Source organism: Pseudoalteromonas sp. OFAV1, assembly GCF_021532595.1.
GTDB lineage: Bacteria > Pseudomonadota > Gammaproteobacteria > Enterobacterales > Alteromonadaceae > Pseudoalteromonas > Pseudoalteromonas lipolytica_C.
Genome location: NZ_JAKGBG010000057.1, coordinates 1 through 22,415, shown reverse-complemented (window position 1 = coordinate 22,415; position 22,415 = coordinate 1). Strand labels below are relative to the sequence as shown.

The 22,415-nt window shown below is 41.2% G+C and carries 21 protein-coding genes; 14 read left to right on the top strand and 7 right to left on the bottom strand.

Annotation, left to right across the window (positions count from 1 at the left end; all coding sequences use genetic code 11):
* The first annotated feature begins 141 nt into the window (after positions 1-141).
* Positions 142-867, top strand: coding sequence for a hypothetical protein (locus L1267_RS20860; RefSeq protein ID WP_235384000.1), 726 nt, complete (start codon positions 142-144; stop codon positions 865-867).
* Positions 868-908: 41 nt separating this feature from the next.
* Here the strand turns inward: L1267_RS20860 and L1267_RS20855 are convergent, their stop codons facing one another.
* Complete coding sequence (locus L1267_RS20855) at positions 909-1,763, bottom strand: LysR family transcriptional regulator (protein WP_235383999.1); 855 nt, start codon at positions 1,761-1,763, stop codon at positions 909-911.
* An 81-nt stretch (positions 1,764-1,844) separates the two neighbouring features.
* Between L1267_RS20855 and L1267_RS20850 the strand changes: the two genes are divergently transcribed.
* Positions 1,845-2,066 carry a DUF2798 domain-containing protein gene (locus L1267_RS20850; protein WP_138558634.1) on the top strand — a complete coding sequence of 74 codons (222 nt, stop codon included), beginning with the start codon at positions 1,845-1,847 and terminating at the stop codon, positions 2,064-2,066.
* Complete coding sequence (locus L1267_RS20845) at positions 2,063-2,344, top strand: putative quinol monooxygenase (RefSeq protein ID WP_138558633.1); 282 nt, start codon at positions 2,063-2,065, stop codon at positions 2,342-2,344. The genes L1267_RS20850 and L1267_RS20845 overlap by 4 nt, the downstream gene beginning before the upstream one ends.
* An 870-nt stretch (positions 2,345-3,214) precedes the next feature.
* Here L1267_RS20845 and L1267_RS20840 read toward each other — a convergent pair.
* Entirely contained in the window at positions 3,215-3,520 is a 306-nt protein-coding gene (locus L1267_RS20840; RefSeq protein ID WP_235383998.1) for a hypothetical protein, read from the bottom strand.
* Between the two features lie 113 nt (positions 3,521-3,633).
* On the opposite strand from L1267_RS20840, the gene L1267_RS20835 reads away from it, so the two are divergent.
* Positions 3,634-4,584, top strand: coding sequence for a LysR substrate-binding domain-containing protein (locus tag L1267_RS20835; RefSeq protein ID WP_235383997.1), 951 nt, complete (start codon positions 3,634-3,636; stop codon positions 4,582-4,584).
* A 66-nt stretch (positions 4,585-4,650) separates the two neighbouring features.
* Positions 4,651-5,343: a hypothetical protein gene (locus L1267_RS20830; protein WP_235383996.1), complete on the top strand. Its 693-nt coding sequence runs from the start codon at positions 4,651-4,653 to the stop codon at positions 5,341-5,343.
* Between the two features lie 50 nt (positions 5,344-5,393).
* On the opposite strand, the gene L1267_RS20825 is transcribed toward L1267_RS20830, so the two are convergent.
* A complete protein-coding gene (locus L1267_RS20825) occupies positions 5,394-7,595 on the bottom strand; it encodes a hypothetical protein (protein WP_235383995.1) in 2,202 nt (733 codons plus the stop codon).
* Between the two features lie 83 nt (positions 7,596-7,678).
* Positions 7,679-9,136, bottom strand: a complete 1,458-nt coding sequence (dgt, locus tag L1267_RS20820; RefSeq protein ID WP_135926725.1) for a dGTPase — start codon at positions 9,134-9,136, stop codon at positions 7,679-7,681.
* 353 nt (positions 9,137-9,489) lie between these two features.
* Between dgt and L1267_RS20815 the strand changes: the two genes are divergently transcribed.
* Entirely contained in the window at positions 9,490-10,683 is a 1,194-nt protein-coding gene (locus L1267_RS20815; RefSeq protein ID WP_235383994.1) for an alkaline phosphatase family protein, read from the top strand.
* A gap of 154 nt (positions 10,684-10,837) precedes the next feature.
* Here L1267_RS20815 and L1267_RS20810 read toward each other — a convergent pair whose 3' ends face one another.
* On the bottom strand, positions 10,838-11,374 hold the full coding sequence (locus L1267_RS20810) for a hypothetical protein (RefSeq protein ID WP_135926727.1): 537 nt from the start codon (positions 11,372-11,374) through the stop codon (positions 10,838-10,840).
* Between the two features lie 194 nt (positions 11,375-11,568).
* Between L1267_RS20810 and L1267_RS20805 the strand changes: the two genes are divergently transcribed.
* From L1267_RS20805 to L1267_RS20795, 3 genes are all read left to right on the top strand, one after another.
* On the top strand, positions 11,569-12,516 hold the full coding sequence (locus L1267_RS20805; protein ID WP_138558204.1) for an ATP-grasp domain-containing protein: 948 nt from the start codon (positions 11,569-11,571) through the stop codon (positions 12,514-12,516).
* Between the two features lie 143 nt (positions 12,517-12,659).
* A complete protein-coding gene (locus L1267_RS20800; protein WP_138558203.1) occupies positions 12,660-13,808 on the top strand; it encodes a benzoate/H(+) symporter BenE family transporter in 1,149 nt (382 codons plus the stop codon).
* A gap of 13 nt (positions 13,809-13,821) precedes the next feature.
* Positions 13,822-14,133: a cupin domain-containing protein gene (locus tag L1267_RS20795; protein ID WP_138558202.1), complete on the top strand. Its 312-nt coding sequence runs from the start codon at positions 13,822-13,824 to the stop codon at positions 14,131-14,133.
* Between the two features lie 33 nt (positions 14,134-14,166).
* On the opposite strand, the gene hemH is transcribed toward L1267_RS20795, so the two are convergent.
* Positions 14,167-15,189, bottom strand: coding sequence for a ferrochelatase (gene hemH / locus L1267_RS20790; protein ID WP_135926731.1), 1,023 nt, complete (start codon positions 15,187-15,189; stop codon positions 14,167-14,169).
* Between the two features lie 78 nt (positions 15,190-15,267).
* A complete protein-coding gene (locus L1267_RS20785; protein ID WP_135926732.1) occupies positions 15,268-16,575 on the bottom strand; it encodes an HD domain-containing phosphohydrolase in 1,308 nt (435 codons plus the stop codon).
* Positions 16,576-16,671: 96 nt separating this feature from the next.
* Between L1267_RS20785 and L1267_RS20780 the strand changes: the two genes are divergently transcribed.
* The 5 genes from L1267_RS20780 (at position 16,672) to L1267_RS20760 (ending at position 22,245) form a co-directional block, all read left to right on the top strand.
* A complete protein-coding gene (locus tag L1267_RS20780) occupies positions 16,672-17,628 on the top strand; it encodes a sensor histidine kinase (protein WP_135926733.1) in 957 nt (318 codons plus the stop codon).
* Between the two features lie 86 nt (positions 17,629-17,714).
* Entirely contained in the window at positions 17,715-18,362 is a 648-nt protein-coding gene (locus tag L1267_RS20775; protein WP_135926734.1) for a UPF0149 family protein, read from the top strand.
* A 313-nt stretch (positions 18,363-18,675) separates the two neighbouring features.
* On the top strand, positions 18,676-21,219 hold the full coding sequence (locus tag L1267_RS20770; protein ID WP_235383993.1) for a TonB-dependent receptor plug domain-containing protein: 2,544 nt from the start codon (positions 18,676-18,678) through the stop codon (positions 21,217-21,219).
* A 118-nt stretch (positions 21,220-21,337) separates the two neighbouring features.
* The gene (parS, locus tag L1267_RS20765; protein ID WP_135926736.1) at positions 21,338-21,772 is read left to right on the top strand and encodes a type II RES/Xre toxin-antitoxin system antitoxin; all 435 of its coding nucleotides are present in this window, start codon (positions 21,338-21,340) and stop codon (positions 21,770-21,772) included.
* On the top strand, positions 21,772-22,245 hold the full coding sequence (locus L1267_RS20760; protein WP_268842659.1) for an RES family NAD+ phosphorylase: 474 nt from the start codon (positions 21,772-21,774) through the stop codon (positions 22,243-22,245). Before parS ends, L1267_RS20760 begins: the two co-directional genes overlap by 1 nt.
* The last annotated feature ends 170 nt before the right edge of the window (positions 22,246-22,415 follow it).

Sequence of the window (22,415 nt, the reverse complement as noted above, 5' to 3'; positions counted from 1 at the left end):
GAATTAACTGCTTAGTTTAGGTAGAGTAATTAGCATCGAAAGTTTTCTATAATGATTGCTTTAGCTAGCTTTTATCGAATAAATATCTCCCTAGCTAACACATAGGGAGTAATTACAACCAAATTACACAGATGTAATGTTATGAATAAATGGATTTTATTACTCGCTACTTTGCTAGCGAGTTTCAACACGGTTGCTGAAGAGCAATATTCAAAAAGTCACTGCGATAGTATAGAGGCTGAGCGCGAAGGCATTCGTAAAAGAATGAATCGTAGCTATACGGCTAAGCAAGGTGAACGTTGGAATCAACGTTTAGATGAGCTTTTTACGCTGCTGGCGAGACACTGCAAACACCCAAAAAGAAGTTCTGGTAATGGCGGTACTTATACGTATCGCTCGAACCCTAGCGCACTTTTAAACACCAAAGTACATAACTCTACGGTGTATTCAAATTCATATAATGACGATAAAAAACGCCATGCTTGGGGGCAATTTTATCAATTACCGGATCGCTGTAGAGCGAAAAATATTCAGCAAGCTGATTTTGTATGGTGTAGCGAAAATAAAGCTGAGCAAAAGGCGCTGTTTGAATCGGCTTGGAGCGGTAAACAAAAATCAGAATACAAAGATGTAGTTATTTCAGTAAAGCCAACCATTACAGAAATAAATTCAAACAAAGCCACAAGCCAAATTGCAATAAAGAGCCAGATAACCGAGCCAACAATTCAGCAAGCTTCGGCTCCTTTAAATGAGAGTATTAGTCCACAATCTACAAAGTTCAATGGCCTTAAAATTTGGCAATTAGCCTTGGCTGGCATTGCGGCAATGTTGTTTGTGTTTGGTCTATATCGTTGCTTTAAAGATTGAGTTACTAGACGGGCTGAAGCCCGACCTACAATGACTCGCAACTAAAGCAACAACACTTCTCCTTGTAAACTCGGTGAGTCTGCAATACTGGTTTGGAGTTGTTCTATCAACAACTGGGCATTTGCTGATGGCGTGCGTGAATGTGGCCAGAGGGCGTAAATTGGCCTTGCGGGAATACTTTGGGGTGATTCGATATAGCTAAAGTGGCTGGTATCGTCTATACAGCAAATTTCGCTCATGGGTAGTAAGCCAATGCCATAGCCTGCTTCAACCATTTTTCTGGCGATTGTAATATCAAAACAAAAGCTTATGTGTTCATACTCGGTTTTTAATTTGTTTAGAAAACCGCTGGGGAGTTGTGACTCTGAATAGGGCAGTATCAGCCTTGATGTTGGGGCATCTTTCTTTTTAATCAGCTTTATTGCGATCATGCCTAGGCGCTTTTGAAAAAAACTTGAGTCTTGTTGTTCGCCAATGCGAATGGCTAAGTCAAAACGTTTTTGGCTTAGTTGGCTGTTGGCATTACTTGGGTAAATGTGGAGGTTTAGCGTAGGGTTTGCCATCGCAAACTGATTAACGGCCCCCATCAGTGGGCCCGCAATGATGTTTTGTGGGCACAACAGGTAAAACTCTTTTGCGGCGGGTGAGTCATTTAGTTGCTCAAGCTGGCTGTTAAGAGCAAGCACTTGCTCGCCTAACTCGTTATACAGTGATTCACCTTTGGCGGTTAACACAATGCCTCGGGCTGTGCGTTGCAGTAATGGCTCTGCGAGTTTTTCTTCTAACGCCTGAATACGCCTTGATAGGGTTGATAGATTCAGTCCTAAATCTTTTGCTGTTTGGCTCATGCTTTTACGGCGCGCTATTTCAATAAATAAATGCAGATCATCCAGCATACGACTCCCTCAATCTTAGTTTGCATTTTCGTGACTGTTGCCACTTAGCCTGTGCAAATATAGTAACGCCAAGGAGGACATATGAAAATTCATTTTACTTTTACTGCGGCATTTTCGTTTTTAATGTCGTTTTTACTTTCGGCATGGGTCACTTATGTCAACTTAGGGCTGAGCGATACATTTTTTCTAAGTTGGATGAAGGCGTTTGCTAATGCATGGCCTGCTGCTTTCGTGGTGGCTTTTACGGTTGCCCCGCCAATTCGGGCATTGGTTTTAAAGTTATATAATAAGGAGTCAGTATGATTAATATCGTGGCAAAAATTACCCCAAAGGCGGCATTATTTGATGACTGTAAAGGGCGTTTACAGGGCATATTAGCAGCCACTCGTGCAGAGCCAGGTTGTAATCGATTTGAGCTGTTTGCAAGCAAAGAGCAGCGTTGTTTATTTTTAGTTGAGCAGTTTGAATCGCAAGCCGCCCTTGATGAGCATTATGCTCAGCCTTATACCAAAGCGGTGTTCGCGTTTTATGAAAATGCGTTGGCGGAGCCAGTTGAGGTAGAGAAGGTGGAGGAGCTTTAGATTTAATATTCACAAAGAGGATAAGAGATGCTGCGCTTTAGAGGAAAATAACTAATTGGCTTAACTAGTATCTCGTTGTCTTCTCGTTCACTTCTCTTTGTGAATATAGATATTTGAACCACAGAGGGCACCGAGGCGCTGCGCGCTGCACAGAGGAAAACTGAATGCACAAAGAGGTTAAGAGGTGCTGCGCTTTAGAGGACTCCTTGTCTTTCTCTGTGCTCTCTATGTCCTCTGTGGTTCGAAAAAAGATCTGGCAAACTGTTCTTCTCGATAAATAGGTTACTGGCTGCGTCTGAGAAGAAGGTTGGTGAAGTTAATTTGGGTTTCCTCGTTGTCTTCTCATTCACTTCTCTTTGTGAATAAAGATATTTGAACCACAGAGTTCACCAAGGCGCTGCGCGCTGCACAGAGAAAAACCAATACTCACAAAGAGATTAAGAGGCGCTGCGCTTTAGAGAACTCCTTGTATTCCTCTGTGCTCTCTATGTCCTCTGTGGTTCGAAAAAAGATCTAGCAAATAGTTAGTCTCGATAAATAGGTTACTGGCTGCGTCTGAGAAGAGGGCTAGATAAAGTTATTTGGGTTTCCTCGTTGTTTTCTCATTCAGTTCTCTTTGTGAATAAACATATTTGAACCACAAAGTTCACCGAGGCGCTGCGCTGCACAAAGAGGATAAGAGGTGCTTCGCTTTAGAGGACTCCTTGTCTTTCTCTGTGCTCTCTATGTCCTCTGTGGTTCGAAAAAAGATCTAGCAAACAGTTAGTCTCTACATTTAAACGCACGAAACACGTTTTACTTTGATAGGAAAAAACTAGGCTACTGGGGAAGTACAGCTATTCGTAGCCTAGTTTAACAAGGTTGAAATGGTTACAGCATATGCAGGATTTGCTTGGCTTTTTCGCGGGTTAAACACGCGGCCATTGGGCGTTTTGCAAACAGCTTGGCTGAGACTGTTTGTTCTTTGCCCATATATTGGTTGCGGAGTGTTTGTACATTGACTTTGCAGGTCACCGAATGCTGGTGTTCTACATAACGAATTTCTACTCGTTCTACTTTTTGAATTAAGTTTTTATAAGGGTAGCCTTCATCGGTATCAAGCTGTGTTATTACTGGTTGGTTGGCATAACTAAAGCTTGAAGCACATAAAAGCAATAAAATAATTAAGTATTTCATGATGGTTGTCCTTGTCTTGTCGCGGTTGGCTGTATGAGTATTACTCGTGTTACCACTACTGACAAACGATTAAAAATTGCCTATGCTTAAGTTTTTATTAACCATAAGTGCGTATGCAGTTACCTCCATTAAAAAGCCTTTGGTATTTTAAGCACGCGGCAGAGTTAGGTAGTTTTAAGCTTGCAGCAGAGCAATTATTTGTTAGCCAAGCAGCGGTTAGCCAACAAATTCGCTTGTTAGAACAGCAGCTTGATTGTAATTTGTTTACTCGTCATACCCGTTATGTTGAGCTTACCCGCCAAGGTGAACAGCTTTTACCCCATGTACTTAAGGGGTTTAGCCATTTGCAGGCCGGTGTGCAGGCAGTTAGCCAAGATAGCCACCCAAATACGTTAAACTTAACTGTGCTACCTTCGTTCGCCAGTGGTTGGTTGCTTGGCCGAATTAGCGACTTTCAAAACAAATATCCCCATATCAAAGTGCGTATTGAACCCAGCGATCAGCTTGCTGACTTTTCAGCGGGGCAGGTCGATTTAGGTATTCGTTTCGGTCAAGGTAGTTACCCGGGTTTGCATAGTGAGCTCATCAGTGACGACAGTTTATTTTTGGCTTATAAACCAGGGGCTATAGATACTTCTAAGTCACTAAAAAATCAGGTGTTAGAGCAAAAATTAATAAAAGATATTTGTCCAGATGCAGAGCGCGGTTGGCTAAAGTTGGCTGATGAACTTGCAGTCAGCCCTGATGCTTTGCCCTCGCTTGAGATAGATAACGCGGCATTGGTGATCCAAGCTACGCTTGCAGGACAAGGAATTGCTTTGGTTAGGCGGCGGTTAATTGAGTCTCAACTTTTACATGGGCAGTTAGAGATTTACCCTGATTTTGAATACCATTGCCAGTACAAGTATTACCTTGCAGCACCTTTAGAGCATTTTAAATGGCAAAAAGTCCAATTATTTAAAGACTGGCTGCAGAAGCAATTTGCATATGATGATCAACACTATAAATCGCGACAAGCCAAATTAATGGGAAATAAAAAGCAATTCTTTAGGATGATTGGCTAAGAAGTGTTGCAGTTTTAATTCAAAATGATACGCTGTACCTCTAAATTTTTACAGTGACGTAAATATATGTTTAAAAGGATTTTAATTGCAGCTTTTCTGTTTATTCCTGCATGTTTGTTAGCTCAGCCCACTGAGTCTCAGAATGAATGTAAACGTATGCAAACTGAACGCAAAGAGTTGCAATCTGCACTTCGTAAAGCCCATTTGCTTGATGAAATAAGTGTCTATAAATTACGTATTGATAATTTATCATCACGTATTTCTGAGTCATGTTTTACCAAAGAGCAAATAGCTGAAAAAACCAATGCTTTGTACCGTAAAGATTTTTCTGATTTAGAAAGCTCAGTATCTCAACCTCTCACAGCGCAAGCGTTAAGCAGCAAACAAGCGGCATGGGAGCGTTTTTATGTAATGCCCACCCGGTGTATAGAAAAAGCGTTAGAGCTTAAAAATTTAGATTGGTGTATCGAAAACAAACAAATTCAGTTTCAACAATTTGATATGCTATGGCAGCAAAAAAATGTACAAACAACCCGCTCAGAAGCAAAACCAACAGACACATTTCATGAGTTTATTTTGCCAAGCAAAGCTGAGCGAGCGAAAATTCTTGCTCAGCAAGAGTCAAAGCGATATAGCCGTACAAGTGAAACTATATTACCAGTGAATATTATCGTGTTGTGCTGCATTGCGTTGACAGCTTTTTTCTCAATAATTTTTGTTTATCATTGGCTTATGCAATCAAGAGCGTCAATTAAATAATTCCATGTAGCAAGGAATGATGCCTAGTTATCTTGCTACATGGTAAGTTTTTAATCGTCAGTTTTAAATTTTTTTGCGCGCTCTTCTGCGTCAATTAAAGCTTGTGATTTTGGCTGTTTTGCTTTGTTTTCAATAACAGGCTTTTCGTTTGACTCTGGATCCCATGCTGGGTCTAATGACAAATTAGCAAATGGGTTATTGGGTTTTTCATCGGTTTGCTCATCGTCTGGTAGTACATCTTCTTTTTGCTGATCTGTCATTTCTTCATCAGCTGAATAAGCATCTTTACCTTGATGGCTTTCATCTAGTGAAATTGTGGGGGTATCGTCTTGCTCGGTATCGTCAAAGCTAACAGGCTCATCTTGCAACTCTAACTCAAGTGCTTGCAACGCTTTTGCTAAATCATCATCGCTAATATCATCATCTGCAGATATTTCATGTGTAGGTGTTTGATCTGTTTTACTAAAATCTTCAGTGAATGAAAGATCCTCATTGGCTAATGATGATAAGTCGTACTCGGGTACGTCATCATGTTTAGGTTTTTCTTCGGTATTTGGTGTTTTGTATTCGTCAAAACCAAATGACGATGAGCTAAAGCTTGGCTCTTCAGGCTCGCTTGCTTCAGGTTGCTCTAGTGCTGGCTCATCATCAGTAACTGGTGCTTTGTATTCGTCAAAACCAAATGACGATGAGCTAAAGCGTGGCTCTTCAGGCTCGCTTTCTTCAGGTTGCTCTTGTGCTGGCTCATCATCAGTAACTGGTGCTTTGTATTCGTCAAAACCAAATGACGACGAGCTAAAGCGAGGCCCTTCAGGCTCGCTTTGTTCAGGTTGCTCTAGTGCTGGCTCATCATCAGTAACTGGTGCTTTGTATTCGTCAAAACCAAATGACGACGAGCTAAAGCGTGGCTCTTCAGGCTCGCTTTCTTCAGGTTGCTCTAGTGCTGGCTCATCATCAGTAACTGGTGCTTTGTATTCGTCAAAACCAAATGACGATGAGCTAAAGCGTGGCTCTTTAGGCTCGTTTTCTTCAGGTTGCTCTAGTGCTGGCTCATCATCAGTTGTTGGTGCTTTGTATTCGTCAAAACCAAATGACGATGAGCTAAAGCGTGGCTCTTCCGGCTCGCTTTCTTCAGGCTCGCTTTCTTCCGCTTGCTCTGGCTCATCATCTATTAAAGCCGTGCTCTGTTTATTTTGCGCGTAATTTAGATCAGCCCACGTATCATCAGTTGGAGCTTGCTCTTCTGTTGTTGCATTAAAGCTCGTGAAATCGTCTTCTTGTTTTTCTGGTTGCTGGTTTTCAGAAGCAGAAAATGAATCATACGGCGCAGAAGTATTACTGTCATAAGCTGAAGAGCTGTTTAATTCTGGTGTTGGCTCAGGAGCTAAAAAGTCTGAGTCGTTTTGATTTTTTTGTGTTTTAGCCTCAGCTGCAGCTTTTATAGCCTGAGCATGGAGTAAATCTTGTGCTAACTCTGAATCTGAATCGTTTTGTTTACTTTGACGAATTCGAACAATAACTAATCCTGCGATAAGCAAAATGAGTAAAACGATTAAGCTTGGTACTAACAGTGAACTTGATGAGCTAACTTCATTATTTTGAACCGGCGCTGGTGTTGGCTCGGGAAGAGGAGTGTTATTTATTTGCGCATTATCTGTTTCTGTTGCAACAGGCTCTTGTACTGGTGTTTGTGGCTCGAACTCAGGCGAGATTTCAGTAGGTTCTTTAATAGCCTCAATTACCGGTTCAACAACAGTCTCTGCAGCACTTTGCTTAGGTTGTTCCGTCGTTGTTGCTAAATCATTGCTAGGGATACTCTCAACCTGAGGAGTTTCTGGTGCAGCAGGCTCGTCGTTCACTCTATTTGTTAGGATTGCTTGTTCAGCTGTGGTGTCAGCTTGCTCGCTTTCGTTAATAGCATTTGCTTCTGGTGCTGTAGTTTCTTCAGGGGTGCCTAAAATAGCACCGGAGTGGCCGTTTGAGTGATTCACTTTATTAACCGAAACGGGAGGGGAGTCTATTGTCTGCTCAGCGATGTTTTCAAGCGCCGCTTCGTTATGCACTGGCGTTGGGTTCTGGCAATTTTTTTCAAAGCTTCTAGCAGCAGATCGATAATTTTTGTTGCTGGTGTTAAAACGAAACTCATGCATTTGCTGTTTTAACAATATACACATTGCTTCATTGTATTGTGCTTTAGTTGCAAAGCTCATGCTTATAAGAAACAGCAAAATAGATAGTTTTTTTATTGGCATAGTTCTCTTACCAGTAAGGTTAATCTGGTTACCCAAGTAGTTAATTAATTTTAAGCTCAGACCGGCAATTTATCCACAATCGCTTAATCTATCACCATGAGTGCGCGGTATTCGTCATAGGCAAATTGGTCTGTCATACCGCTAATATAATCTTGAATTAATCGACAACGATAATAAAACTCATAGGCAGCAAAGTGATCGGGCTCTGCTTTTAACGCGTCAATCGCCTTTTGATAGCTGTTCAAATGTTTATTTGAGAGTTTTTTTACTAGTCGTGTTTCTATTAAGTAATTTTGGTCGCCTTTTAACACACGCTTAAACGCATCAGCTTCAAGAGCAAGTAATGGTTTATAGCAATCAAGCAGGCCACTAATAATGCGGTAACCTTGTAGTTCTAAACGCTCCACTTCTTTGTGGCAAAAAACATGTTTTAGTGCAACCTGTTTTAAGGTAAGTGTGACAGCATGTAAGTGACTACGATCTTCTAATAAAGCTTGATTAAAGTCGCCGTGGTAAATAGCTTCGATATTATTAATAAAGCGCTCAGCTGCATAACTCACTAACGGGTGCAATAAAGTGACGCGTAAGTAGATGAAAAACTCACTATTAAAATTGTAAGGCTGTTCTTGAGCCTTGCTTAGCGCATAATCAATGGCTTTTTCGGCAAAGTCACTATGCTTAGTATCGTCAATTGTGAGGTTAGTAAGTGTGCGACTGTATTGCTCTTTGAGTTTTTCACAGAGCGACTCTACGCTAATAATGCCTTTTTCTACGGCATCTTCTATGTCGGCTAGACAGTATGAGATATCGTCGGCAGCTTCCATAATATAGCTGATTGGATGGCGACAATATTGCTCTATATCAAGTTCGGTTTGTAGTGCTTCAACAAATGGTTTTTCGCTGAAGTAGTAACCGACTTTTTTCATTAAGTAGTTTTTGTCTTGTGGAATATCTGACTTGAGCATACTGGCCGGGCGTGTGTACTTTAAAATGCCCGCACTTTGGCTGTAAGTTAAATTAAGTGATAGCAATGAATGGATAATGCGGATCCCCTGCGCATTACCTTCAAAATTTTTAATATCCTCAGCGAGGTGTTTAAAAATAACACTTATACCAATTCCTTTGCAGCGCTCAGGAGTTAAAGCATCTAGATGCTTAGCAAACCATTGGTTGATTGCTGCTTCGCCAAAGTGGCCAAAGGGTGGGTTGCCTATGTCGTGCATTAGACACGCCATTTCAACGAGGCTTTCTAAAGGCCGTTCAAGCCCCACTAAACCATATTCTTTTTGCTTGGCATCGCTCAACTTGTTAAAAATTGTTTGTACAATAAAGCGACCTACTTGTTGTACTTCAAGAGAGTGAGTAAGCCTTGAGCGCACGGCAGCATTGCGTTCAAGCGGAAAAACTTGGGTTTTTTGTTGTAAGCGACGAATAGCAGCGCTATTAATAATACGACCTCGATCACTTTCAAGCGCAGTATGCAAGTTATTGGTTGAACGCATTTCGCGTGCAGGGGTGATTTTCTTACCAAAATCGATCATTTATTTTTCCCACAAAGCAATATAAGCCGCGCAGTTGAGAGTTGTTAGCAAAACTTAGCCATAATTAAATTTAATCTAACAGCTTGTATCCAAAATTTAAATATCCTTTTTTTATTAATGTCTTACTTTAAATTAAGCCACTTATTCATATATGATTTGCTTTTACATACTTATCTCCTACCTTGGGATATAAAGTAAGGTCTTTTGGATGTTTGGCAACCATTTTTACGGTGGCATGCATAAAGCTAATTAGTAAAACGTTATATAAAAAGTTAGCAGTCATTATCACAAAATTTTCAAAACTATTTGCTAAAGTCTCTAAGCAAATTAAAAATTAAACGAAAGGGTTTTCTATGCGTATTTGGCAACTAGTTTTAGCTGGGGTATTGCTTTTCAGTTCGGGTGTAAAAGCTGAACAAGAGCAATCGGTGGTACTTATTTCGATAGATGGGTTTCGTTGGGATTACATTGAAAAACATCAGGCGAAACATTTAAAAGCAATCAGTGAGCAGGGCGTAAGAGCAACCAAAATGCGCCCCGTATACCCAACCAAAACTTTTCCGAATCATATTTCGATTATTACCGGTTTGCTGCCTGTTAATCATGGCATTGTCGATAACCGCTTTTGTGATACTGAGCGCAACGACTGCTACAAAATGGGAAAAGGTAAAGACGATAGCACTTGGGTTAACGGCATTCCGCTTTGGAATTTAGCACAAATGCAGGGCTTAAAAGCAGCCACCTATTTTTGGCCAGAGTCAGATGCACGTTTTAACGGTATGTTACCTGATTATTTTTACCATTATTCAAAACACAGTGATTACCAAAGACGCGTTGACCAAATTATTCAGTGGTTGAGCTTACCAAAAGCACAGCGACCTCGTTTGGTGATTAGTTATTTTTCGCTGGTGGATAGTATGGGACATGAGTTTGGCCCAGATGCCAAAGAAACCTATGATGCAGTACAAAAGCTCGACAGTTTAATGGCTGATTTATCGAGTCGTTTAAAAGCACTTGATGAAAATATTAACTTAGTGATTGTGTCTGATCATGGTATGGCGTCTGTTGATCCAAGCCATAGCATCAAAATTGATAGCCTGCCACAAGACGAAAACTTTATAGTGCAAAACACAGGCCCTCGCGTCTTATATTATGCAAAACCAGATAGCAAAGCAGATATTAGCGGATTCAGTAAAAAGCTCGCTAAAGCTGCTGAAGGTCGTTACATCGTATTAAGTGAGAAGCAAAAGCATGATTATCACTATGATAAAGGCCCGCGAGTTGGCGATATTATTTTGCAAACCGAAGCGCCCCGCGTGTTTACCGATAGTAAAATGGCAGGCTATTTAGGCACTCATGGTTATGCCTATAGCGAAGATATGGCCGCCACCTTTATAGCCGAAGGCCCAGCTTTTAAACAAGGCATGCGCTTAGACGAAGTAAGTAATTTAGATGTGTACCCGCTCATCGCCAAAATACTTGGTCTTGAGATCTTAAGCCCAATTGATAGCGATGGCGCAAGTTTGTGGCCAGTGGTTGTTGAGTAGTTAGTTATAAGATGAAAGAGTAAAGTTAGCGAGGGGAAAGGAGCTAGGCTCTAGGACGCGATGTAAAATCGCCGCTACATACTCGCATCTCGCATCTCGAATCTCGTAACTTTACTCTTGTATCTCGCTCGCTTCCACTTTCCCTTTGTAACTCTTACAACTTCGTTACCCAGCCGTATTCTCCGTGGCTTACAAATTTATAGCTGTCAGTGTGAGTGTTAAGCTGCCCTTGCAGAGTATTTTTTGTTACGGTCATCACTGCTTGATGGCTTGTCTTGTCATCATCAGTGACTTTACCAAATACGCTCCGATCACCATTGCTCGCTTCAATAATATTGCTTATTTCTAGCGTGTAAGTGCGGCTTTCATCAACAGCTAAAATCAAGTTATCACCCGCTTGAAGTGTTTTTAGGGTATCTAAATCGAATTCACTAAACGCTGTGTCACTTAACTTCTCGGGCAAACGACCTTGTTTGTAGAGAAATTCATGGGCTTTGTTTGAAAGCTGATTTAGCGGTGCTGTTAAATTAACAGTAGGTTGCTGAGGTAGCACCTGTTGCTCTGAATTGTAAGTTGCAACATTCGGTTGTGTGTCTGGTTTCGATGTAAAACCATCACTTTGAATATGCCATTCATTCAATGCAAATGCAGTGAGAGGCAAAATGAAGATTAATGCAAGCGTCCTGTTCACATGTTTCTCTTACGGGTTTTAATGTTAACTTAATGTTGATTTTTACCTTAAGTTAACATCTTGGTCAATAGATAATCAGTAAGTTGCGGTAATAATTGTCGTGACGATAAAATTAATTAATTTTACTTAGTTTGCAATGCTCAGCATAATCCGCGTTTTTTTGTCACATAAACCCAAGATTAGAGGTAACGAGTATGCGCGGGTGGATTATTTATAAAGATAGCCAAGGTTTGCTAAAGCAAGAGACCTACGAGGTAGAGCGCTTGCTTGCTGCTGCAAAAGAAGAAGGCATCGACTTACATGTTTACTCGCCTGATCAGTTTGATTTAACAATTACTCGCGAAGATGGCAAAAGCATCTTAATCGATGGGCAATCAGTTGCGTTACCAGACTTCGTTATTCCACGAATGGGTGCAAGCACAACCTATTTTGCGTTGGCAATTATTCGTCACTTGGAACGTTTAGGTGTGTATTGTGTAAATAGCTCGCAATCAATTGAAACGGTAAAAGACAAATTATTTGCACAGCAAATTTTAGCAGAATGTAATTTGCCTACACCAAATACCATGTTGGTTAAGTTTCCGGTGAACATTGATTTAGTGGAAAAACAGATTGGTTTTCCTGTCGTGATAAAGACGTTATCGGGCTCGCAGGGTAGTGGCGTATTTTTATCAAAATCAAAAGATGAGTTTGATGACCTAATGCAACTTATTGAAGCGGCAAATCCACAGGCAAATATCATTTTACAGCAGTTTGTTAAGTCGAGTCATGGTCGAGATTTGCGAGTGCTTACTATCGGTGGGCGTGCTGTTGCTTGTATGGAGCGTAACTCACAGGGTAAAAACTTTAAAGCCAATGTAAGTGCTGGAGGAACAGGTAAGTCATTTCCAATCACGCCAGAAATCGAATGGCTTGCAACTCAAACTGCGAACGTACTCAACCTTGATGTAGCGGGCATTGACTTATTATTTGACGAGCAGCACTTTAAAATTTGTGAAGCAAACTCAAGCCCAGGTTTTGAAGGCTTAGAAGGGGCGTTAGGGATTGATGTAGCCAAAGAGATTTTGCACTTTATTCGCATTCGTCTGGGTATTTTTGATAAGACCGAAGTACTCGAAGAGCCTTGTTTAGAGGCTGTTTAATATTTTTCAAGGCGTGTATATAACACGCCTTTTTTGTGTCATCTGTATAGTAAATAAACTTACAAATACTACAAAAGTGTACAGTGCTAATTAGCAAATCATAGGATAAGGTAGATTTTTTTATTGGCAAGGAGTGTGTGTACATGAGTCAGCTCATCAGTCGAGCAACTGCGGGTTTAGTGGCTGTTATTATCGGCTTTACCAGCTCAATCGCGCTTATTTATCAGGTTGTGATGGTGTTAGGCGGCACCCCCGATTTAGTTGCCAGCTGGGTGTTAATGCTTGGTCTTGCTATGGGCGTGAGCTCAATTGCTTTGTCTTATTACTACAAAGTGCCCATTCTTATCGCGTGGTCAACAACCGGAGCGGCATTACTTATTTCAAGTGCTCAAGGGTATAGCTTAAACCAAGCTGTTGGCGCGTTTATGTTCTCTGCGGCGCTGGTGTTTTTGTCTGGAATTACCGGCGTGTTCGAAAAAATGATGAACAAAATTCCAAGCCAACTGGCTTGTGCCATGCTTGCAGGTGTACTGGTGAATTTTGGCATTGATGTATTTAATTTTATGAACGAACTGCCATTAGTAATTGGCTTAATGGTCGCGGTGTATTTATGTGGAAAACGTTACTTTGCGCGCTTTGCTATGCTCGCAGTGGTTGTGGCTGGCTTTTTAATGGCAGGCATAACAGGGCAAATCGATACCTCTAGCTGGCAGTGGAAAATGAGCGAGTTTGCTTATATAGCGCCAGTGTTCGACATTAATGCCATGATCAGTGTTGGTTTACCGCTGTTTATAGTAACGATGACATCGCAAAACTTACCTGGCATCGCCGTGTTAAAAGCGCATAAATATAAAGCCCCTGTGTCGGCGGCGTTAAATGTAACGGGACTTTTAAATGTGTTTATTGCGCCTTTTGGTGGTTATGCAATTAATCTTGCTGCCATCACTGCGGCAATTTGTATGAGTCCTGAGGCTGATAAAGACCCAAGCAAGCGTTATTGGGCAAGCATTGCGGGTGGTGTGTTTTACATTATTATGGCGCTCCTTGCCGCAACGCTAGTTGGTTTGGTAGCAAGTTTGCCACAAGCACTTATTTTAGCGTTGGCAGGTATTGCGTTATTCGCCACCATTGCTAGTAGCTTACAGCAAGCTTTAACTGAGGCGTATTATACCGAAGCCGCTATAGTGACCTTTTTAGTCACAGCTTCTAACTTAACCTTATTTTCGGTCGGTTCTGCGTTTTGGGGGATTGTTGCTGGCACGGTGACCTTGGTTATGACACGTAAAGATTGAAGGATTTGAAACAATGCAAGTTATACGAAGCCACGAATTTACAGCTGAACGAGCTTGGGGAGCATTAGATATTGCCAATATGAATGGTATTACAACTCGTTTGCACTGGACGAATGAACCTTACAAATGGCACATCAATAATGGTGAAGAGGTTTTTGTGGTGTTAAGTGGTCAGGTTGAAATGCTTTATAAACAGCATGGTGAAGTATGTGCTGAGCTTCTTAATCCAGGGGATATCTTTTTTGCCAGTGTTGGCACGGAGCATGTTGCGCATCCCAAGGGAGAAGCGCGAATTTTGGTTATCGAATCGCAAGGCAGTGTATAACAAAAAAAGCCCCAGCTTTACTGGGGCCTTTTGTTATTTAAGTAATGGTTTTATCACTTCAAATATGGCATTGATGTGATCACTGCGGGTATTGAGCGCTGGTATGTATCGGTACTTTTCACCACCTGCATGTTCAAAAATTTCACGATTTTCGCCTTCAATTTCTTCTAAGGTTTCTAGGCAATCGGCACTAAATGCAGGGCTGATAATCGCTATATCCTTAATACCTTGCTCTGGATAGCTTTCAAGTGTGGCATCGGTGTAAGGTTTTAACCACTCTGCTTTACCAAAGCGGCTTTGGAATGTTGTTACAGCAAAGTCTTTCTCAAAACCCAGCTTTTCAGCAACTAATCGGGTAGTTTGCATACAAAAGCAGTAGTAAGGGTCGCCATTTTCTAAAAATTGCTTAGGTGTACCGTGGTACGAAAACACCAGTTTTTGTGGTGTGCCATGGGCATTTAAGTCTTCACTAATGCTAGCGGCGAGGGCATCAATATAAGTTGGGTTATTGTGATAACCATTAATAAAATGAAGTTCTGGCACCCAGCGCCATTTACGAAGCACATTTGATACTGCATCAAACGTTGAACCTATGGTGGTGCTTGAATATTGCGGATACATAGGCAGCACGATAACGCGAGTGATGCCTTTGTCGCGAAGCTCTTCAAGGCCTGCTTCAATCGATGGGTTACCGTAGCGCATTGCCATAACCACTTCAGTGTCGTGGTGCCCTTTATCTTTTAATAGTGCTGCAAGGCGTTTACTTTGTTCTCGCGTAATGTGTGTTAGTGGTGAGCCGTTTTCAGTCCAGATGCTTTTGTAAAGTGCTGCTGAACGTTTCGGGCGCAGCGTTAAAACAAAGCAATACAGGATAATCATCCAAATAAAGCGAGGGATCTCGACGATACGAGGATCAGATAAAAACTCGCGTAAGTAAGTTCTAAGTGCCGCTGTTGTTGGCGCATCTGGGCTCCCTAAGTTGGTCAATAAAATACCCGTTTTTTTATTGAATCGGCCGTCATGCGGGTTATCGGTTATAGCGGAAAATCGCGACACTGAGCGCTCCTTGATGAAGTAAACGTTATATAAATCGTATTGTAACGAACTAACCTGACTATGTGATCACTTTATTCGCTAATTTTTGATCATGATCCTGAAAGGACTTGGTTTTTTAGCTTCAAGCTGTTGTAACTTGCTAATTGATTTAGGGCCAAATACATGCCCTTTTGGTAGTAAAAGAATTCCATCGTAGTTTCTTAGTGCATGACCTAAAACCATGCCATTTTTTAGTTGTTGAGCAGAGATAATTTTCATAGTGCCAACTTGCTGATCACTGGCACAGGTTATTTTTAAACTGCCGAGGGTTTCTAAAATCTTCGGGTGATAGTAGGTGCCACTGTATAATTGCAATTGGTCAAGTGCACTTTCAAACTTGCTGTTGTCTTGCACATTTATATGGGCGATTGTTTGCCAAAAGTCTCTAGCCACCGCTAAAATCATTGCGGTAATCGGTATTTCTTTACCTTTTAAGCCTTTGGGTATGCCAGAGCCATTATAGTGTTCAAATTGATAATAAATAGCCTCAGAGACATCATGTAAATGTGGTGCAGGCATAAGCATTAACTGGGCTGTACTTGGGTGAGTATAAAATAACTTTTTTTGGTTTTCTGTAAGCTCTCTGGTTGGCTTTTTATACAGCTCTGGTTCCATTGCTAGCAGCCCTATTTGCGCAAGGTATCCAGCCATTTCAGCCATTTCGATGTGTTTCTTATCTAAACCAAGTTGCTCTGCAATTTGCTTGCTGGTAGTGGCAATGTTTTGTGCTTGCATACCGTCTAGATAAGGGTTTGCATTAATGAAGTTGTATAAAATCTCAAAGGTTGTGCGGTGCTCGTGTTTTTCACGCTCGTTTACTTCTTCGAGCTGTTTAAGCACTTTACGAATTTGTAGAGTTCGCTTTTCGACCATTTGCTCAAGGTTATTGTTGAGCTCTTTTAGTTGCGCATTTTGTGCTTTTATTTGCTGTTCGAGGCGTTTGTTTTCTCGTTTAAGAGAAGTTTTTTCAATGCCATCACTAATATTGCGAAGCAGTAATTCATTTTGCCAAGGTTTTTGAATATAAGCATGGATCTTACCTTTATTGACTGCGGCAATGGTATTGTCGATGTCTGAGTAACCGGTCAATAAAATACGTTGTGGATCTGGTGCAATACTAAGTGCTTGAGCAAAAAACTCCGCGCCATCCATCTGTGGCATGCGCATGTCACAAATAATCACATCAAAATTATAAGCTGCTAATAGCGTAAGACCCTCTGTCGGATCTGCTGTCGCTTTTGCTGAGATATTATGTGCAGATAACAACCTTAATAAAGTGCGTAAAACAATTTCGTCATCATCAATGCATAATACTTGAATATGCTCTTTGCTTACTTTTTCTGCCATAGCGATTTACTGTGAACCATCGTTAATCAATAACATAGCCTTAAATCTAGGCTTGTGCTAGGTTTTAAGTGATACAGGCTAAAGTTTGAGAGAAAAATGAATGACTTTAAGCAAGCTTATTTATTAGAAAAAGCAGCTAGGGAAGAGGCAGAGCAACTGTTAGCAGACAAGAGCCGTATTCTTGTTGCATTAAACAGTGAGCTTGAACAAAAAATTGCAGACTTAGAGCGTCATCAAGCAATGTTTATTCAAGCAGAAAAAATGGCCACGTTAGGCACACTTTGCGCTGGGGTTGCCCATGAAATTAACAACCCCCTTGCTTATAGCATTAGTAATGTCGATACCCTTAAGGAGTATTGCAATTACTTCAGTGCATTATTAGCTAAATGTGATGAATTTGCCTGTAGTGAAATGGATAAAGCGGCGTTTTGTCAGCAATTAACCGATTTAAATAAAGTACACTCTGTTCGTTATTTAGCAGATGATTTGCCTGACTTAATAAATGACACAGCACAAGGTTTACAAAGGATCAGCAAGATAGTTGCAAATTTGCTCGATTTCTCTCGACCAAAGGGCCATAACAAACAGTTTGCTGATATGACTGATGCGGTAAAAAGTGCAGTTAAGTTATTAGCGAATCAACTTAAAGAATGCGATTTACAAACTGACTACCATACGATTTCTGAGAGCTGGTGTAATTTAGCAGCTATCAGTCAAGTGATTGTGAATGTATTAATAAATGCAAAGCAAGCATGTGATGCGAGTAGCTCAAAAGCGCAGATCACTGTGTCGGTCTATGAACTTCAACATCATATTTATATTGATGTTGAAGACAATGGCGTGGGGATGTCAGCAGAAACTATCGCTAAAATATATGATCCTTTCTACACGACCAAACCGGTAGGGGAAGGCACTGGAATGGGAATGACCATGGTTTATGCGATTGTGCATGATCATCAAGGCACTATTGAAATACAAAGCACAGAGGGAACGGGCACGCGCATTAGTTGTGTATTTCCAGTGCAAAGTCACGTTAGAGATGTGGTTAACTAATTGACACAATTTAAGTTGTTGCAAAACGCTGTAGATTCGATAGTGTAAGACTAAGTACTGACCAACATTAAATATAAAGGCACGCTATGTTTAACACAGAAAGCTCGGAAGTATTGAAAAACTATCTCGCAAGTCAAAGTGAGACGAATCAAGTTAGTTTAGATCAGGTCATTGGATTTATGGCTGGACTACTTGCCTGCTCTGAGTTTTTTGGTGAGTCAGAGCTTGCAAATTATATCGCTGATAACGATGAATCAATATTCAATACATTAATGACCGATTCAGAGCCGCGCGATGCAATGATTGAGTTACTTGATAATGTGACAGAAGCTCAAGTTGAGCAAAAGAAAATACTTGCTCATTTATATTCCAATGATGCTGATGCAAATGAACCTAGCCAAGCATTACAAGACTTTTGCAGCGGTTACATTGCTGCATACATAGTTAATCAAGATATTTGGCACAGTGACTTACAGTTTTTACTGCAAGCTGATGAGCAAAAAGAAGCCAGTGAAGAAGGGCAGCTTTTCATTGATAACTTTGAAGCTACACTCGATTTATTAACTACTTTTGCAATGTGGGATCAAGCACTTGCTAATCACCCAGAGCCAGAAAAATTGGGTGAAGGGTTTGCGACTTTTTTTGCTGCATTAGACGAGAGTTTAGCCGAAATAGCCACCATGGCCTTAATGCTCGAGGATGAAAAGCTGGCGATGTTAGAGCAAGATCAATAAATAGATTGAGTTGGTAGAGATAAGTAAATGGTTGCATTAATTTGCTTATTTCTACTATTAATTGAATAATTCCTCCCTTATAAAATCTATTAATCATACAAATAGAAAAAATTATACCTAAGTCGTAACAAATTTTTCTTTCATTTCATTTTTTTGTTGATAGGATGTTTCCCAAGGGGTAACTCGCAGGCTTGAGTTAGCTTTCAATTTTATGATTTTTAAAATCAACATTACGTGCTTAGTGCTTTTCCTTAACTTCTCCAAAGGGGCGTCTTTTTGATTTAAGGAAAGCCAGAATATCAACAGGATACACATGACAACACATTCTTTAAGTATGCTGGCCGTAGCGGTCAGTGTGGCTGTTTCTGCGACTTCAGTGCAGGCAGCTGAGCAAACATCTGGCGTAAAAGCAGATAAAAATATCGAACAAATCTCTGTATTAGGCTCACGAGTTGCCAATCGTACGGCTACCGAATCAACATCGCCGGTTGATTTGATTGATGCTGACGATTTAAACAAAGGTGGTTTCACTGAACTTGGCCAAAGCCTGCAAGCGACGGCTCCTTCATTTAACTTTTCTCGTACGCAAGTGTCAGATGGCTCTGACTTATTTAGACCTGCAACTCTTCGAGGCTTACAGCCAGACCAAACGTTAGTTCTAATCAATGGTAAGCGCCGTCATAATCAATCTATTTTTGGTTTAAATGGTACTGTCGGTGCCGGTGCTGCGGGTACTGATATGAACGCGATTCCGCTTACCGCTTTAAAAGGCGTTGAAGTACTTCGTGATGGTGCTGCGGCGCAGTATGGCTCTGATGCGATAGCCGGTGTTATCAACTTATCGCTAAACGATTCAACAGGTGTTACAACGGGTTATGTGCAAGCAGGTAGCACAGGTGAAGGCGATGGTGACACCCTATCAATGGGTTTAAACCGTGGCTTTGATTTAGGCGATGAAGGCGGCTTCATTAACTTTTCTTTAGAATACCGTGATGCTGATGGCACCAACCGCGCACAGCGTGATATCGGTGGCTCAGTTGATGTACCAGCTGGCACGCTGTCTGACGAAGTTCGTTGGGGGCAAGGTAACGCAGATAGCGAATTTACGTCTGTGTTTTATAACATGGCATTACCATTTGGTGAGACCGAGCTTTACTCATTTGGCGGATACTCAAACCGTACTGCGCTAGGTAATGGTTTTTACCGTAACTTTGACCAAGCAGCGAAGAACGTGGTGCAAGTATATGGCGATGGCTTTTTACCTCGCATCGACAACGAAGCCGAAGATATTTCGTTTTCACTTGGTTTGCGCGGAGAGTTAAATCCAGATTGGAGCTATGACGTATCTGCCGTATATGGTGAAAATAGCTATGACTTTACGTCAAAAAACACCCTAAACGCCTCTTATGCTGCTGAATATGTAGCGAATAACCCTGATGCAAGCGATGCTGATATTGCTGCTAATGCAGGCCCTAATGGCGGTTACTCAGGTGGTTTTAGATTTGATCAAACAACTGTAAATGCAGACCTAAATGGTATTGTTGATATTGGTCGCAGCGAGCCATTATACGTATCTGTGGGTGCTGAGTATCGTAAAGAAAATTACGAAATCGTGCCGGGCGAAGAAGCGTCTTATGCGTGTGGCTTAGCAAATTCAGATACCTCATATCCAGCGGTTAACGACAGCAGCGTATTTGCTGAGTGTGGCTTCCAAGCTTATAACGGTTTACGTCCTGAAGCGTCAAATAAAGAGAGCCGTCACAGCTATGCATTTTATGTTAATGCCGAAACACTGATCACGGACGCATGGCAGGTAAGTACAGCGCTTCGTTATGAAGACTTCTCTGATGCTGGTGATGACATCATTGGTAAGCTAGCAACGCGCTATGAAATTACCGATGACTTTGCTGTGCGTGGTGCGATTTCTTCTGGCTTTAGAGCACCATCACTGCAACAAAGTGCCTATACAGCTTACACCACAAACTTAGGTGCTGGTGGCGTGTTATTGCAATCATTCACTGCAACAGCGGGATCTGATTTTCCGTCAGCCCTTGGCGTTGATAGTCTTGGACTTGAGAGCTCAGAAAACTTAAGTGCGGGCTTTGTTTATAATATAACAAGCGATTTATCACTGACCGTTGATTTTTATCATGTTGCAATTAAAGACAGAATTACCCTTGGCAGCTTAATGTCGGCGGACGATGTTTCGTTTAGCGCCGAAGCGGTGGCGGCACTTAATGCAACAGGTGCACAGCAAGCTAACTACTTCTCAAACTCGGTTGATTCAACCACCAAAGGGGTTGATATTATTGCTTCGTACCGCACCGATTTGTACGACGGTAATTTCTCAGCAACCTTTGCAGGTAACATTAACGAAACCGAAATTGATGATGTGAATGCGCCAGAAGGTGTTCCTGAGTCAATCGCTCTTGATGATTTACAACGTAGTTTCTTAACGGATGGTCAACCAGGTGAGCGTGCAACACTAACATTTGAATACGATCGTGGCGATTTCAACAGCATGCTACGTTTTAACTACTACGGCGAAACAGACGTTAAATACTTTGGTAATGACCACATAGGTTTACCTGATGAGTTATCGCCTACTGGTGAGTTTAAAGACACAAGCACGGTCGAGTCAGCAGTATTAGTTGATGTAAATGTTGGTTATCAGCTAACTGACGAGCTGATGCTATCGGCAGGTATTGATAATATCTTTGATGTAACACCAGACGAGTTAGGCGAAGATGAAGCGCTTGATTTTATTACGAATAAAGCATTTAAGTACCCTGTACGTGCATTGCCTTATGGTTTTGATGGTATGACTTACTACGCAAAACTAAGCTTTAGTTTTTAATTCCTAAGTTGAAATGAAGCTTAAATAGCGCCTAACGGCGCTATTTTTTTGTTTAATTGTAGTATGCGACATTTGTCACTATAATAAATGACAAGTGTCGAATTCGACGAGGTGTAAAATGAATGCTGTAGAAACTGATTATTTAGGTGTTGTTACTGATGGTAGGGTAACAATTCATTCTAATACAATTGATGAGATTAATGTTGCAACACAAGGTGTAACTGTCAGTGCGATTAAATCACTCGCTAAAGAGCTGAATTGGGATGCCAACATTTTAGCAACCTCCATTGGTACAACGACCCGTACACTTGAGCGCTACAGTAAAGACCGAAAACGTTTAAGTGCTAAGCTGAGTGAAAATGCTTTAGAGATTGCACGTATTTCATCGCAAGGCATTGCCTACTTTGGTGACGTTAAACGTTGGAATGAGTGGCTTAATACACCCAACATTCAATTTGCGAATCAAGAGCCAAAGTCAGTGATCCATACTATCCGTGGCCGTGAACTGATAAAGCGAGTGATAATGGGGCTTGAGTACGGGTTCACAGCTTAATGATTTGCTACCGAATAGCACCGAAAGTTCATAATGACATGGCTAATGCGTTATCTGGGCATGGTGGTTTATATGCGCAGGGGCGGTGGCATTTTGTTGGTAAACCCATTGTTTATACGGCGAGCTCGCGCTCTTTAGCAATGCTTGAGCGATTAGTGAATGACACAACCGACATATTAAGTAAAAACTTGAGTATCACCACTATACAGATACCTGATGATCTCAAGATTGTTAGGCTAGTATCGAGCGAACTGCCAAAAGCATGGGATGACCATCCCTACATTACAGACACTCAGGCGCTAGGTTCTGATTGGTTAGCATCGATGGATGCAGCCGTACTTCAAGTTCCTTCAAGTCTATGCCCAGATGAATACAATTATTTAATCAACCCATTGCACACAGAGATAAGCAAAATTAAATGCATTGATAGCAAAGACTTTTTCTATCCAAATCGGTTGGCTGTAAAGCTTTGAGTTAGTTAGCGAGGGGAAAGGGTAAAGTTTGCGAGATGCGAGTTTTTAGCAGATGTATGGACTCCTCCCCATTAACGGGAGAGTACGGTATAAAGAAATTGCAAAACAACTTTTACCAATTAAGGAGTCCATACATGACACAGTCTAATTTAATTGCTATTGATTTAGCA